The organism is Kitasatospora sp. NPDC056273, assembly GCF_042268845.1.
In the GTDB taxonomy this organism is placed as follows: domain Bacteria; phylum Actinomycetota; class Actinomycetes; order Streptomycetales; family Streptomycetaceae; genus Kitasatospora.
The window spans coordinates 17,721-30,644 of the sequence record NZ_JBHJSJ010000074.1; the positions used below are offsets into that span (position 1 = coordinate 17,721).

Annotated in this window: 11 protein-coding genes; 8 read left to right on the top strand and 3 right to left on the bottom strand. The window is 71.3% G+C overall.

Annotation, left to right across the window (positions count from 1 at the left end):
* The first annotated feature begins 84 nt into the window (after positions 1-84).
* From ACFCY1_RS37530 to ACFCY1_RS37555, 6 genes are all read left to right on the top strand, one after another.
* On the top strand, positions 85-840 hold the full coding sequence (locus ACFCY1_RS37530) for an SDR family oxidoreductase (protein WP_074003918.1): 756 nt from the start codon (positions 85-87) through the stop codon (positions 838-840).
* A 280-nt stretch (positions 841-1,120) separates the two neighbouring features.
* Positions 1,121-1,606, top strand: coding sequence for a 2-oxo-4-hydroxy-4-carboxy-5-ureidoimidazoline decarboxylase (locus ACFCY1_RS37535; protein ID WP_049649185.1), 486 nt, complete (start codon positions 1,121-1,123; stop codon positions 1,604-1,606).
* Between the two features lie 327 nt (positions 1,607-1,933).
* Positions 1,934-2,314 carry a succinate dehydrogenase, cytochrome b556 subunit gene (gene sdhC, locus ACFCY1_RS37540; protein WP_074003919.1) on the top strand — a complete coding sequence of 127 codons (381 nt, stop codon included), beginning with the start codon at positions 1,934-1,936 and terminating at the stop codon, positions 2,312-2,314.
* Positions 2,315-2,322: 8 nt separating this feature from the next.
* Positions 2,323-2,814, top strand: a complete 492-nt coding sequence (sdhD, locus tag ACFCY1_RS37545; protein WP_049649183.1) for a succinate dehydrogenase, hydrophobic membrane anchor protein — start codon at positions 2,323-2,325, stop codon at positions 2,812-2,814.
* A gap of 51 nt (positions 2,815-2,865) precedes the next feature.
* Entirely contained in the window at positions 2,866-4,608 is a 1,743-nt protein-coding gene (gene sdhA / locus ACFCY1_RS37550) for a succinate dehydrogenase flavoprotein subunit (protein WP_049649182.1), read from the top strand.
* A complete protein-coding gene (locus tag ACFCY1_RS37555; protein WP_049649181.1) occupies positions 4,608-5,381 on the top strand; it encodes a succinate dehydrogenase iron-sulfur subunit in 774 nt (257 codons plus the stop codon). The genes sdhA and ACFCY1_RS37555 overlap by 1 nt, the downstream gene beginning before the upstream one ends.
* 74 nt (positions 5,382-5,455) lie before the next feature.
* Here ACFCY1_RS37555 and ACFCY1_RS37560 read toward each other — a convergent pair whose 3' ends face one another.
* The gene (locus ACFCY1_RS37560; protein WP_049649180.1) at positions 5,456-5,713 is read right to left on the bottom strand and encodes an SCO4848 family membrane protein; all 258 of its coding nucleotides are present in this window, start codon (positions 5,711-5,713) and stop codon (positions 5,456-5,458) included.
* Between the two features lie 136 nt (positions 5,714-5,849).
* On the opposite strand from ACFCY1_RS37560, the gene ACFCY1_RS37565 reads away from it, so the two are divergent.
* Positions 5,850-7,037 carry a D-alanyl-D-alanine carboxypeptidase family protein gene (locus tag ACFCY1_RS37565; protein WP_375877440.1) on the top strand — a complete coding sequence of 396 codons (1,188 nt, stop codon included), beginning with the start codon at positions 5,850-5,852 and terminating at the stop codon, positions 7,035-7,037.
* Between the two features lie 27 nt (positions 7,038-7,064).
* Here ACFCY1_RS37565 and ACFCY1_RS37570 read toward each other — a convergent pair whose 3' ends face one another.
* Together ACFCY1_RS37570 and ACFCY1_RS37575 are read right to left on the bottom strand one after the other, a co-directional pair.
* Entirely contained in the window at positions 7,065-8,090 is a 1,026-nt protein-coding gene (locus ACFCY1_RS37570) for a YihY/virulence factor BrkB family protein (RefSeq protein WP_063780320.1), read from the bottom strand.
* Between the two features lie 47 nt (positions 8,091-8,137).
* Positions 8,138-9,136, bottom strand: coding sequence for a glycosyltransferase family 2 protein (locus tag ACFCY1_RS37575; RefSeq protein WP_117488177.1), 999 nt, complete (start codon positions 9,134-9,136; stop codon positions 8,138-8,140).
* Positions 9,137-9,270: 134 nt separating this feature from the next.
* Between ACFCY1_RS37575 and ACFCY1_RS37580 the strand changes: the two genes are divergently transcribed.
* Positions 9,271-12,843 carry a CDP-glycerol glycerophosphotransferase family protein gene (locus tag ACFCY1_RS37580; protein ID WP_375877441.1) on the top strand — a complete coding sequence of 1,191 codons (3,573 nt, stop codon included), beginning with the start codon at positions 9,271-9,273 and terminating at the stop codon, positions 12,841-12,843.
* Positions 12,844-12,924: the final 81 nt, after the last annotated feature.

Sequence of the window (12,924 nt, forward strand, 5' to 3'; positions counted from 1 at the left end):
CCGTGCGGGAGGCGACCGGCCCGCCGGAGCGGCGGCGCGGTTGAGATGATCGGGTGAACGACCGATGAGCCCCAGGGAGTGGCAATGACCGAGCAGAAGGTGGCCGTGGTCACCGGTGCCAGCAGCGGAATCGGCGCGGCGACCGCCCGCCGGCTGGCCGCCGAGGGCTTCGACGTGGTGCTGACCGCCCGCCGCACCGAGCGCGTCGAGGCGCTGGCCAAGGAGATCGCCGAGCGGGGCGGCTCCGCCCGGGCCGTCACCCTGGACGTCACCGACCGGGCCGCGGTGGACGCCTTCGCGGCCGCCGTCGGCCGGGTGGACGTCCTGGTGAACAACGCCGGCGGCGCGATCGGCGCCGAGACCGTCGAGCACGGCGACCCGGCCGACTGGCGGGCCATGTACGAGGTGAACGTGCTCGGCGTGCTGCAGGTGACCCAGGCCCTGCTGCCGGCCCTGCGGGCGACCGGCGACGGCACGGTCCTGGTGCTCTCCTCGACCGCCGCGCTGGCCGCGTACGAGGGCGGCGGCGGGTACGTCGCCGCCAAGCACGCCGCGCACACCATCGCCGCCACGCTGCGGCTGGAGCTGTGCGGGGAGCCGATCCGGGTGATCGAGATCGCCCCCGGCATGGTGAAGTCCGAGGGCTTCGCGGTCACCCGCTTCCGCGGCGACGAGGAGAAGGCCGCCGCGGTGTACGCGGGCGTGGCCGAACCGCTCACCTCGGAGGACATCGCGGACACCGTGGCGTGGGCGGTCACCCGGCCCTCGCACGTGAACATCGACCTGCTGGTGGTCCGCCCGAGGGCGCAGGCCGCCAACCACAAGGTCCACCGCGACTGAGCCCGGGAACGGGCGGGGAGGGCGCTGACGTGCAGGTGTCAACGTCACAACTTGATAGCTCGTCCGGATGAATTCGGCGCGCGCCCTCCCCAACTGATGACCGCTCAACTACCTTTGAGGCGCTGAACGACCGGCGCTCGCGCGCCCCTCGGCAGCCCCCATCCCACCTGCGCACCACCCCGTTCCACCGGCACCTTCCCGCCCTCACGAGGAGGACCCGCTGGCCAGCGACATCCCGTCACAGCGGCTCGACGTCAGAACAGAGCCGACCCTCCTCGGGCTGCACCGCTTCAACGAAGCCGACGCCGGCGCCGCCGAGGAGGCCCTCCTGGCCTGCTGCGGCAGCCACCGCTGGGCCCTGCGCCTGACCGCGCACCGGCCCTACCCCGACATCGAGTCCCTGCTGGCCGCCGCCAGCGAGGCCTCCTACGACCTCCGACCGGCCGACCTCACCGAGGCCCTGGCGGACGAGAGCTGGATGCCGCAGCCCCTGCTCGGCATGCGGGCTCCCGGCAGCCAGGCCGCCCACACCGCGCTGCGGGCGGCGCACGCCGCGTACGAGGCCCGGTTCGGCCACGTCTTCGTGGTCTGCCTGGAAGGGGTCGCCCCGGAGGAGATGCTCGACACCGTGCTCTCCTCGATCCGCACCCGCCTCGCCAACGACCCGGACGAGGAGCGGCTGATCGCGTCCGACGAACTCCGCCGGATCGCCCTCACCCGACTGGAGCACCTGGTCGCCACCCACCCGGAGACCGCGGCGCGCTGAGCCCGCATCACGCCCCCTCTTCACCCTGCCGGGTGACAACAATCACGAAACCGCCCGGACGAGTGAACCGACCCCGCCACCGGATCCGACCGCCGCGCCCCGCGCCCACCGACGCGGGGCGCGAGCATGCCGTCACCCATCGTGATGACTCCGGGTTTGGTTCCCGCCCCACTAGGCCAGAAGTGCCTGATTGATCACACCTGGGGCCCCCGGAGGCGGTTCACGACAAGGCGTCGATAGGATGCTGGCGGCCGGTGGACCGTACCCGGCCGGGCTGACCGACACCGAAGCCGGCCGAGCCCCCAATCGCTTCCGGAGGGTTTTTCCGTGCCGGCTGGAACGCTGTACCGCGGCCGGGAAGGCATGTGGAGCTGGGTGGCTCATCGAGTCACCGGCGTCCTCATCTTCTTCTTCCTGTTCGCCCACGTCCTCGACACCGCCCTCGTGCGAGTGTCGCCGGAGTCCTACGACACCGTCATCCAGACGTACAAGACTCCGCTCGTGAACCTGATGGAGTACGGCCTGGTGGCCGCCATCCTGTTCCACGCCCTGAACGGCCTGCGCGTCGTCGCAGTGGACTTCTGGTCGAAGGGCCCGAAGTACCAGAAGCAGATGCTCTGGAGCGTCGTCGGCGTCTGGGTCGTCCTGATGGCCGGTTCCTTCTACGGGATCCTCCAGCACACGCTGATCTCCTGGTTCGGGAAGTGAGCCGAGACATGTCCACGGAATACTCCGACGCCATCGTCGTCCCCTCGAAGCAGGCGCACACCGGCAAGGGACTGGGCACCGGCAACCCGGCCGACGCGTTCGTCATCGAGCCTCCGCGCAAGCGGACCACGAAGACCCCGCGTCGCACCCGCACCAACTTCGAGATGCTGGCCTGGCTCTTCATGCGCCTGTCCGGTGTCGTTCTGGTCGTGCTGATCCTCGGCCACCTGCTGATCATGCTGGTGCTCGACGGCGGCGTCTCCAAGATCGGCTTCGCCTTCGTGGCCGGCCGCTGGGCCTCGCCGTTCTGGCAGGGCTGGGACCTCCTGATGCTCTGGCTCGCCATGCTGCACGGCGCCAACGGCATGCGTCAGGTCATCAACGACTATGCCGAGAAGGACTCGACCCGGCTCTGGCTCAAGGGGCTCATGGGTACCGCCACGGTCTTCACCGTGCTGCTCGGCACCCTGGTGATCTTCACCTTCGACCCCAACATCTGAGCCGCGAGCACCATCGACCATCGGCAGAGGCCAGAGGCGAGTTAACCCCCCATGCAGATTCACCAGTACGACACCGTCATCGTCGGCGCCGGCGGCGCCGGCATGCGCGCGGCCATCGAGTCGACGCAGCGCAGCCGCACCGCCGTCCTGACCAAGCTCTACCCGACCCGGTCCCACACCGGCGCGGCCCAGGGCGGCATGTGCGCCGCCCTGGCCAACGTCGAGGAGGACAACTGGGAGTGGCACACCTTCGACACGGTCAAGGGTGGTGACTACCTGGTCGACCAGGACGCCGCCGAGATCATGTGCAAGGAGGCCATCGACGCCGTCCTCGACCTGGAGAAGATGGGTCTGCCCTTCTCCCGCACCGAGCAGGGCCGGATCGACCAGCGCCGCTTCGGCGGCCACTCCCGCAACCACGGCGAGGCCCCGGTCCGCCGCTCGTGCTACGCGGCCGACCGCACCGGCCACATGATCCTCCAGACGCTGTTCCAGAACTGCGTCAAGCACGGCGTCGAGTTCTTCAACGAGTACTACGTCCTCGACCTGCTGATCAACGAGGGCAAGACGGCCGGCGTCGTCGCGTACGAGCTGGCCACCGGCGAGATCCACGTCTTCCAGGCCAAGTCGGTCGTGTTCGCCTCCGGCGGCACCGGCAAGTTCTTCAAGGTCTCCTCCAACGCCCACACCCTCACCGGTGACGGCCAGGCCCTGGTCTACCGCCGCGGCCTGCCGCTGGAGGACATGGAGTTCTTCCAGTTCCACCCGACGGGCATCTGGCGCATGGGCATCCTGCTCACCGAGGGCGCCCGCGGCGAGGGCGGCATCCTGCGCAACAAGGACGGCGAGCGCTTCATGGAGCGCTACGCCCCCGTCATGAAGGACCTCGCGTCCCGTGACGTCTGCTCCCGCGCGATCTACACCGAGATCCGCGAAGGCCGCGGCTGCGGTCCGGACGGCGACCACGTCTACCTGGACCTGACCCACCTGCCGCCGGAGCAGCTGGACGCCAAGCTGCCGGACATCACCGAGTTCGCGCGCACCTACCTCGGCATCGAGCCCTACACGGACCCGATCCCGATCCAGCCCACCGCGCACTACGCCATGGGCGGCATCCCGACCAACGTCGAGGGTGAGGTCCTGCGCAACAACACCGACATCGTCCCGGGCCTGTACGCGGCCGGCGAGGTCGCCTGCGTGTCCGTGCACGGCGCCAACCGCCTGGGCACCAACTCGCTGCTGGACATCAACGTGTTCGGCCGTCGCGCGGGCATCGCCGCCGCCGACTACGCCAACGCGAACGGCTTCGTCGAGCTGCCCGAGAACCCGGCCGAGAAGGTCCAGGCCCTGGTCGACGGCCTGCGCGAGGGCACCGGCACCGAGTCCGTGGGGCAGATCCGCAAGGAGCTGCAGGAGACCATGGACACCAACGCCATGGTGTACCGCACCGGCGCCACCCTGAAGCAGGCGGTCGAGGACATCGCCGCGCTGAAGGAGCGCTACAAGAACGTCTCCATCCAGGACAAGGGCTTCCGCTACAACACGGACCTCCTGGAGGCCGTCGAGCTGGGCAACCTGCTCGACCTGGCCGAGGTGCTGGCCGTCTCCGCGCTGGCCCGCGAGGAGTCCCGCGGCGGCCACTACCGCGAGGACTTCCCGACCCGTGACGACGTGAAGTTCATGCAGCACACCATGGCGTACCAGGAGGTCGCCGCCGACGGCAGCACCTCCATCCGCCTCGACTACAAGCCGGTCGTCACGACCCGCTACCAGCCGATGGAGCGTAAGTACTGATGAGCACTCCGACCGTGGAGAAGCACTCGGCCGCTCTGGACGCGGTCGAAGCCGGTGCCGTCCAGCCGATCACCGTCACCGTCCGGATCCGCCGGTTCAACCCGGAGGAGCACCCGGACCCGGTGTGGGTCGACTACCAGCTGACGATGGACCCGAAGGAGCGCATCCTCGACGCGCTCAACAAGATCAAGTGGGAGCAGGACGGCACCCTCACCTACCGCCGTTCCTGCGCCCACGGCATCTGCGGCTCCGACGCCATGCGGATCAACGGCCGCAACCGGCTGGCGTGCAAGACCCTGATCAAGGACGTCAACCCGGAGAAGCCGATCACGATCGAGGCCATCAAGGGCCTCACGGTCCTCAAGGACCTGGTCGTGGACATGGACCCGTTCTTCCAGGCGTACAAGGACGTCATGCCGTTCCTCATCACCAAGGGGAACGAGCCGACCCGCGAGCGCCTGCAGTCCGCCGAGGACCGCGAGCGCTTCGACGACACCACCAAGTGCATCCTGTGCGCCGCGTGCACGTCGTCCTGCCCGGTGTTCTGGAACGACGGCCAGTACTTCGGCCCGGCCGCCATCGTCAACGCGCACCGCTTCATCTTCGACTCGCGCGACGAGGGTGCCGAGCAGCGCCTGGAGATCCTCAACGACCGTGAGGGCGTGTGGCGCTGCCGCACCACCTTCAACTGCTCGGAGGCCTGCCCGCGCGGCATCGAGGTCACCAAGGCGATCCAGGAAGTGAAGCGGGCCCTGGTGACCCGCCGCTTCTGATCCCACCCGCCACACCGGAGGCCCCCGCCCGATCCTCGGATCGGGCGGGGGCCTTCGCGTTGCCGTCCTCCGGGTCAGTCGGTGGCCGGGGTGCGGCGGGTGGCGCGCAGGCCGCGCAGGCCGATGGCGCCGACCGCGATGCCGAGGGCGAAGGAGGTGACGGCGAGGAGGAGGTGGACCCAGAAGAAGGCGGTGGGCTGGGAGTGGTCGCCGTTGGTGAACGCCTGGCCGCCGGAGTCCTTCCAGAGGTTCTTCACGAAGGTCGTCCAGATGATGATCGACCAGACCCCGAAGGCGGTCAGGAACCAGGAGGTGCGACGGCTGAGCTTCATGGGGGTCCTCGGCTTGTGAAGGCGGTGTGCGTCCCCAGTATGCGCGGGCCGCCGATCGGCGTACGGCGGGCCCCTCCTGCGGAGGACGGGCTCCGGGGGGAGGGCAGCGGGAGCCCCGAGTGGGTACGGTCAGCTGGTGCCCACACCCCGACTCACGTTCGCGCGCCTGTGCGCCGCGGTCACCGCGGCCCTCCCGGTCCTGCTCGCCGCCCCGGCGGGCGCGACCCCGCAGCAGCCGCCCCCGTCGGCCGCGGTCGGCGGCGAGCGGCTCGGGCTCCCCGGGGTCCAGGTCGCCCCGATGGCGGGTGCCCCGCCGCTGCCCTCCGACCTCACCGGCCAGTCCTGGATAGTCTCCGACGCGGCGTCGGGCGACGTGCTGGCGGCCAGCAACCCGCACCTGCGGCTGCCCCCGGCGAGCACCCTGAAGATCCTCTTCGCGGACACCGTGCTGCCCAAGTTCGACCGCAACGCGGTGCACCGGGTGGCCGACGAGGAGATCCAGGGGATCGGCCCCGGCAGCAGCCTGGTCGGCATCAAGGAGAACCTGGACTACCGGGTCGAGGACCTGTGGCGCGGGGTGTTCCTGAGCTCCGGCAACGACGCGGTGCACGTCCTGTCGCACATGAACGGCGGCGTCCAGCAGACCGTCACCGAGATGCAGGCGCGCGCCGACGCGCTCCAGGCCCGGGACACCAGGGTGATCTCCCCGGACGGCTACGACATGGACGGCCAGGTCTCCTCGGCCTACGACCTGTCGCTGTTCGCCCGGGCCGGCCTGCGCAACGCGGACTTCCGGACGTACTGCGCCACCCGGGACGCGATGTTCCCGGGCGCCGTCGACCGGAACACCGGCCAGCGCGGCAGCTTCGGGATCGCCAACACCGACCGGCTGCTGGGCAAGTACCCCGGCCTGATCGGGGTGAAGAACGGCACCACCACCAACGCCGGCTCGACCTTCGTCGGCGCCGCCGAGCGCGACGGCCGCACCCTGCTGGTGACGGTGATGCACCCGGCCAGCTACCAGCGGGTGTACGACGAGACGGCCGCCCTGCTGGACTGGGGCTTCGCCGCGGCGGGCAAGGTCCAGCCGGTCGGCAGGCTGGTCGACGAGCTCCCGCCCGCCGGCGCCGAGCCGACCGGCCAGGCCGGCGGCGCCGAGGGCACGCCCGCACCGCCGCCGCACCCCGCGGCCACCACCGCCCCGACCGCGGCGATGGGCACCCGCGGCGGGCTCGGCCTCGGCGGCTGGTCGGCCGTGGTGCTGGCCGGGGCCGCGGCCGGGTACGGCGCGCTGGTGCTGCTGCGGCGCCGCTCCGCCGGCTGACCCGCCGACGGGTGGGAGGGCTCGGCCTCAGTCCCGGGGCCGGGCCCTTCCCTCGTCCTCGTCCTCGCCCTCCCCGTTCTCCTGCTCCTTCTCCTTCTTCCGCTGCTCGGCCCGGGCGGCCCGCTCCGCCGCGTCCGCCTCCGCCGCCGCCTCCGCCTCGTCGGCCGCCTCCAGCAGCGCCCGCCCGTGCGCCCTGGTCCGGTCCCGGGCGGCCACCGGGTCGGCCGTCGCCGTCCAGGCCACGCAGTACATCAGCAGCCGGGAGACGAAGTTGATCCACAGCAGCAGCGCCACCGGGGTGGCGAACGCCCCGTACAGGCTCCGTCCGGCGACCGAGCCCAGGTAGGAGGCGAGCAGCAGCTTCAGCAGTTCGAAGCCGACCGAGCCGATCAGCGCGGCCTGCACCAGGTCCCGCCGGCGCTGGTCGGTGATCCCGGGGAAGGGCGCCAGCAGGTAGGCGAAGAGCAGCATGTCGCACGCTATGGCGATCAGCACGCCGACCGCGGTCAGCAGGTACCCGCTGTTGAGGCCGATCGCGTCGGCGATCCGGCCGGCGAGCGTGGTGCCGGCGGCGGAGGTGGCCAGCGAGAACAGCGACACCAGGCCGAGGCCGGCCAGCACCGCCACGTCCCACCCCTTGCGCAGGACCGGGTTGCCCTCCTCCTGGGGCAGCTGCCACAGGTCGCGGATCGAGGTGCGCATGGTGTCCACCCAGCCGAGGCCGGAGACCAGCAGCAGCGCCCCGCCGACCAGCCCGACGGTGCCCGCGTTGGCCACCAGGGCGGGCAGGTTGAGCGCGTCCGAGAGCCCCGGCAGCTGGTCGGAGATGTGCTCCTGCAGCTCGTGGACCCGGCTGTCGCTCAGCGTCGCGGCGGCGACCGCCAGGCCCACCGTGAGCAGCGGGAAGAGCGCGAGGAAGCCGAAGAAGGTGACGGCGCCGGCCAGCCGGTTGCCCCGGGCGGCGGAGAAGTACTCGTACACCCGGTACGGGCGGCTGCGCAGCACCCGGGCCACGAGCGGGCCGACGACCGGCAGGCGGGTCAGGAAGTCCACCTACCGGTTATAGCCGGTCCGTCCCCCGAACGGGCGTCAGTTCGCGCTCAGCGCTTGACGAGTCGCCGGGCCTTGGCGAGGGCCCGGACGGCCTGGTAGGCCCCGTAGCGGCCGTGGCTGAGCAGCTCGGTGCGCACGCCGTCCACGCCGGCCGGCGGCCGGTAGCCGGCCGGCCGCAGCCGGGCGCAGTGCTCGGCGGCCCGGCGGAAGTACTCGCGGCGGTCGCCGGGCGGGACCCGGCCGGGCTTGGAGACCACGGTGTTGAGGTGGTGCAGCATCCGGCCGTAGACGACCGGGCGCCAGCGGTCCAGGTCGGGGCGGCCGTCGAGGAAGGCGAAGACCAGGTCGTACTGGGCGAACACGTCGAAGTGCTTGCGGCTGGCGGTGGCCAGGATGTTGCCGCCCTCCTGGCGCTGGCGGTAGTGCACGCCGACCTGGTCGAGCAGGGTGATCCGGGCGGCGGCGAGCAGCGCCGGGTACGTCCAGGGGGTGTCCTCGTAGTAGCCGGCCGGGAAGACCAGCCGCTGCTCGGTGATGAAATCACGGCGGTAGGCCTTGTTCCAGACGACCTGGAGCAGGTCGAGCAGGTCGGGGCGGGCGTCGAGGTCGAAGACGTCCGGGGAGGCGGCGCCGAAGACGTGCGCGGAGGCGGCCCGGGTGATCCGGCCGTCGGCGTAGGTGCGGGCGTAGTCGTAAACCAGGATGTCCGGGTCACCCGTGGCGGTGAGCCGCTCGTCGATGCTCTTCAGCAATCCGGGGGTCAGCGTGTCGTCGCTGTCGAGGAAGACCACGTAGTCCCCGGTGGCGACCTCCAGGCCGGCGTTGCGGGCCCGGCCGAGGCCGACGTTCTCCGGCAGGTGCAGCACCCGGACCCGGGCGTCGGCGGCGGCGGCCCCGTCCAGGATCGCGCCGCAGCCGTCCGGGGAGCGGTCGTCCACCGCGATCAGTTCGACGTCCGGGCCGTCCTGGCCGAGCACCGAATCGAGGCACTCGGCGAGGTAGTCCTGGACCTGGTACACGGGGACGATCACGCTGAAACGGGACACGGACCCAGCGTAGTGGTCCCCGGGTGGGCGAGGTCCCCGGAGGTAGGATCGGGGGCGCACGTACGCACCGATCCAAGTGCGGTCAGACCCCGTACGGGCTGCCACGCTCCTCCAGAGAAAGGCCTGCGTAGCCGATGGCTCCCCGCCTCTCCATCGTCGTCCCGATCTACAACGTCGAGCGCTACCTCGTCGAATGCCTCGACTCGATCGCCGCCCAGACCTTCACGGACTTCGAGTGCGTCATGGTCGACGACGGTTCGAAGGACGGCAGCGCGGCGCTCGCCGAGGCGTACGCGGCCCAGGACTCCCGGTTCCGGCTGGTCCGGCAGGTGAACAAGGGCCTCGGCGCGGCCCGCAACACCGGCATCCGGCACATCGACCCGGACTCCGAGTTCCTGTGCTTCGTGGACAGCGACGACTCGATGCCGCCGAGCGCGTACGAGCTGATGATCAACACGCTGGACGAGACCGGCTCGGACTTCTGCACCGGCAACGTGCTGCGCTTCCGCGCCGTGGGCTACTACCAGTCCGGCGGCCACCTGAAGCCGTTCAAGGAGACCAGGCTCAAGACCCACATCACCGAGATCCCCGCGCTGGTCACCGACCGCACCGCGTGGAACAAGGTGTACCGCCGCTCGTTCTTCGACGCGGCCGGCCTGCTCTACCCCGAGGGCATCCTCTACGAGGACGCGCCGGTCAGCGTGCCGCACCACTACCTGGCCAAGAGCGTGGACGTGCTCTCCGAGCCGATCTACCACTGGCGCGAGCGCGAGGTCGGCGAGATGTCGATCACGCAGATGCGCACCAACCCCAGGGGCCTGATCGACCGGGTCGCCTCGGTCGAGCTGGTCCGCGCCTGGCTGACGAAGCAGACCGAGCCGCGCTTCGCCGAGTACCTGCGCTCCTACGACGAGAACACCCTCGTCGAGGAGATCCCGATGTTCTTCTCGTCCCTCGTCGAAGGGGACAAGGAGTACCGGGACGCCTACCTCCAGCACGTCGGCCGGCTGCTCCGGTCGATCGGCGCCGAGCACGTCGCCCGGCTGCGCGCACCGCTGCGGCTGAAGTACCACCTGACCCTGTCCGGCCGGATGGACGAGCTGGTCGAGCAGATCACCTACGAGCGCGAGAGCGGCGGCGGTGTCCAGGCCCGCGGCCTGCTGCGCCCGTACGCCGACTACCCGTTCCTGCGCGGCGGGCGCAAGAGCGTGCCGGCCGGGGTGCTCAAGCTGGACAACTCGCTGGTGATCCGCAGCCGGCTGTACCGCAGCACCTGGGAGGACGGGAAGCTCCGGCTGACCGGGCACGCGTACCCGGAGCAGCTGGGCGCGGCCGGCAAGCACGACATGGTCCGCACCCTGGTGCTGCGCGAGGCCAAGGGCCGCCGGGTCATCGCGGTGCCGATGCGGACGACGTACAGCCCCGAGGCCACCGCGAGCTGCCACCACGACCTGTACAGCTGCGACTGGTCCGGCTTCACCGTGGCCATAGACCCGAAGAAGCTGAGGCACCGCGGCCAGTGGAAGGACGGCAACTGGCGCCTCCTGGTGGCCGGCGCGGGCAAGGGCGGGGTCTACAAGGGTCGGATCTCGGCCGGGTGGAGCGACAGCGCGCTGTACCTCCCGTCGCACTGGGTCGAGCCGGACGTGCGGATCGTGCCGTGGATCCGGGACAACTTCGTCTACCTCCGGGTGGAGACGGTCAAGGCCCGGGTGACCGGCCTGGCCGCCCACGGCGACCGGCTGGAGGTCTCGGGCGCGGCCCGCTCCGGCCCGAGCTTCGCCGGGGCGCGGCTGCGGCTCACCCACACCGAGTCGGACCGCCACCTGACCTTCCCGCTGGAGCTGGGCGCTCCGGTCGGCTCGCTCCAGCCGTTCACCGCGGCCTTCCCGGTCGCCGAGCTGACCGCCGTCCGCGAGGCCTGGGCCGAGCTGGACCCGGTGGCCGCCGAGCGCAGCCGCGACCACTGGGACGGCGCGCTGCTGCTGGCCGACGGCAGCACCGTCCAGCTGGCCTGGGACGACCGCAACGCGCCCGAGCGGCTGCACCTGGCGCTGAACCCGCAGGCCCCGGTCGCCGAGCGCCGGGCGCTCTACTCCAAGCCCTCCCCCCACGGGCACCTCCAGTTCACCGACCAGGTGCTCCAGCCGCTGGTGGACGAGGTGTCCTCGCGCGGCGCCGACGGCTTCCTGCTGAGCGGCTCGTTCCCGCTGCCCGGCGCGCACCGCTGGGAGCTGGTGGTCCGTCACGAGTGGCGCGAGGAGGAGCACGCCTACCCGGTGGAGATCTCCGACGGCCGCTTCCGCACCGCGCTGCCCGCCGTGCCGACGGCCTCCTTCGCCGGCCGGGTGCCGCTCTCCCGGGGCACCTGGAACGTCGTCTTCCGCCCGGTCGGCGTGCCGGTGCCCGAACTGCCGGACGCCGCCGCGCTGGTGACCCCGGACTGCTTCGACGTCCTGCCGGTCGAGGTGGAGTCCCGCGGCAAGCGGATAGTGCTGGAGCGCCGCGACCACGACGCCCTGTCGTTGGAGTCGCACTCGGTGCTGCTGCCCGAGGAGCGGGCCGGCTACCGCCAGCGCCAGCTGCAGAGCGTGGACTACCCGGCCGCCCGCCGGCTGCCGGTGCGCGACACGGTGCTGTACCACACGGGCAAGTACGGCACGTACTCCGGCTCGCCCCGGGCGGTGCACGAGGAGCTGGTCCGCCGCGGCCTGTCGCTGGAGCACCTGTGGGGCAACGACGACATGCAGGCCGAGCTGCCGCAGAGCGCGACCGCGCTCCGGTACCGCAGCCCGGAGTGGTACGAGGCGCTGGCCACCGCCAAGTACGTCGTGGCCAGCACCCACCTGCCCGACTTCTTCGTCCGCCGCCCCGACCAGGTGGTCGTCCAGACCTGGCACGGCACCCCGCTGAAGCAGATCGGCTTCGACTTCGAGAAGGTCTGGTTCACCGACTCCAAGTACCTCAAGAGCCTGGCCCGGGAAGTCCCGAACTGGAGCCTGCTGGTGGCCGGCAACCGCTGGTCGGCCCCGGTCCTGCGGCGCGCCTTCGACTTCAAGGGCGAGATCCTGGAGAGCGGTTCGCCCCGCAACGACCTGCTGTTCGCGACCGACCGGGAGAAGACCGCCGAGCAGGTCCGGGAGCGGCTCGGCCTGCCCGAGGGCAAGAAGGTCGTGCTGTACGCGCCGACCTGGCGCGAGGACCGGCGCCGGCCGCAGGGCGGCTACCAGATCGACCTGCGGATCGATCTGGCGGCGGCCAAGGCCGCGCTCGGCGACGACCAGGTGCTGCTGGTGCGCCGGCACCACCTGATGTGCGGCCAGATCCCGGGCGCCGGCAACGGCTACATCTGGGACGTCGGCACCTACCCCGACATGGCGGAGCTGCTGCTGATCGCCGACGTCCTGGTGACCGACTACTCGGCGAGCGCGTTCGACTTCGCGTCGACCGGCAAGCCGATCGTGTTCTTCACCCACGACCTGGAGCACTACCGGGACAACCTGCGCGGCTTCAGCCTGAACTTCGAGGCCGAGGCACCCGGCCCGATGCCGGCCACCTCCGAGGAGCTCCTCTCGGTGCTCGGCCGGGTGGACGAGGTCGCGGCGAAGTACGCGGACCGGGCCGCCGCGTTCCGCGAGGCCTACTGCGACCTGGACGACGGCAAGGCCTCCGCCCGGGTGGTCGACGCGATGCTCCGCAAGGAGTAGCCACCGCGCACGATCCGGCGGGCGCCCGGCACCGCAAGGTGCAGGGAGACCGGGCGTATCCCGAGCCGGAAACGGAAACGA